The sequence below is a fragment of the Mesorhizobium sp. P5_C1 genome, from assembly GCF_054049815.1.
In genome coordinates, this window is sequence record NZ_JBFULQ010000961.1 from 1 (window position 1) to 1324 (window position 1324).

The following is a 1324-nucleotide window of genomic DNA, read 5'->3' on the forward strand; positions in this document are numbered from 1 at the left end:
CGTTTAGTGCCGCCTGGAATGGCGTAGCCTCAACCATCAGCGCTTCGCAGGTCATCTGAACAAAGCAGTCGTGCGTGGCGCGGTCATCACCCATTACGAGGGCCGATCCCGTCATGCCTTCAAAGCCGATGATACCGACTTCTGCGTCGAGCCCATTTCGCTTCTTGGCAACCACGGAAATCAGACCACTCTCGACAAAGTATACGCATTCGATCGGCTTTCCGGCAGTTTCGAGCGGTGCGTGCAGTTCGAGGAAGGTGCTGTGAAAATGAGGCTCGAGACGCGCGAGATCGGCCGAATCGAGGTGGCGCATCAAGACGTTTCTGCTCGAACGAACCTGTCGGTGCACCCTCGCCCAGAATTAAGGGCAAGAGCGCACGTCTCCCAGTCGTCTCCGCCCAACATTTCCAGCAACGATGCCGGAGGTATACGGTTTTCGACAGCTAGAGTCCGGCTCTGTACGCAATAGACAATTGATGCTCCTGGCTGCTCAGTTCGCGACAGAGCGAAGGCCGATGGGGGACCGATCTTCAGCAGGCGCTGGAGGATCACCACCTGCCGCCAAATGAGAAATGAGCGTCCACCGTACGAAATTCACCAAACTTTTCCAGCCGGGAACATCGCTGAACGACCGCGCGTTATTTTAGCGACCAAACTGTCGCCCAACTTTCCTCCGGTCGGCTATGGGGCCCGCCTGCTTTGCGATGATGGCGGCCTGAGAGTTCGGGTCATGGACCAGCGTTTTGATCGCACCTGTCTATCCGACGATATGGCTATTTGCCAACGCCTGTTCGATCAGGTTTGCGCAGACGAACACCTCGACCCTTTAAGCCGAGAAAGCCCAGATCATAGTAGCGCGCACACAGGATCGCCATCGCGCCGATTGGCCAAAGAGACCAGCCAGGCCCGCGTCAACCGGTCCCCTACCGCGGCGCCGGCTCTCTAAGGAAGGCTAATCGGCGATGTCTTGCAGCCGCCTCTTGCGGGCCGGAGCCCGGCATTTCTCGACCAAACCGGACCTTGTCAGTCTTGACTCTCACCAGCGACCTCAGGTCAATCGTCAAGCTGTCTTCATCGATGCGCGTGACCTCGCCGATCAACTCGATCTCCTGCCCGCGCGCGACCTTGCTGGAATCGCGGATCGCATGCGGAAAATGATAGGTGGAGTTCGAGACGCTGACGAAGTCCTCCGTCACCCCGCCTGCGCAATTGAAATTTTGCGCGGGGCGGCTGTTCAACGCGGTTGCACCTGCGCGAGCAGCGCCTCAACCATAGGGAGCATGTTTCTAACGATGATCGCATCACCCGCTGCATTTGGGTGGTC

At 58.2% G+C, this 1324-nt stretch carries 2 protein-coding genes; both read right to left on the reverse strand.

Annotated elements, in window-relative coordinates:
- Nucleotides 1-313 (reverse strand): Crp/Fnr family transcriptional regulator (locus ACXJ7R_RS33005; RefSeq protein ID WP_457155455.1); only part of this gene is annotated, 313 nt, incomplete at its 3' end.
- Between the two features lie 610 nt (nucleotides 314-923).
- Complete coding sequence (locus tag ACXJ7R_RS33010) at nucleotides 924-1238, reverse strand: hypothetical protein (RefSeq protein WP_457155456.1); 315 nt, start codon at nucleotides 1236-1238, stop codon at nucleotides 924-926.
- Nucleotides 1239-1324: the final 86 nt, after the last annotated feature.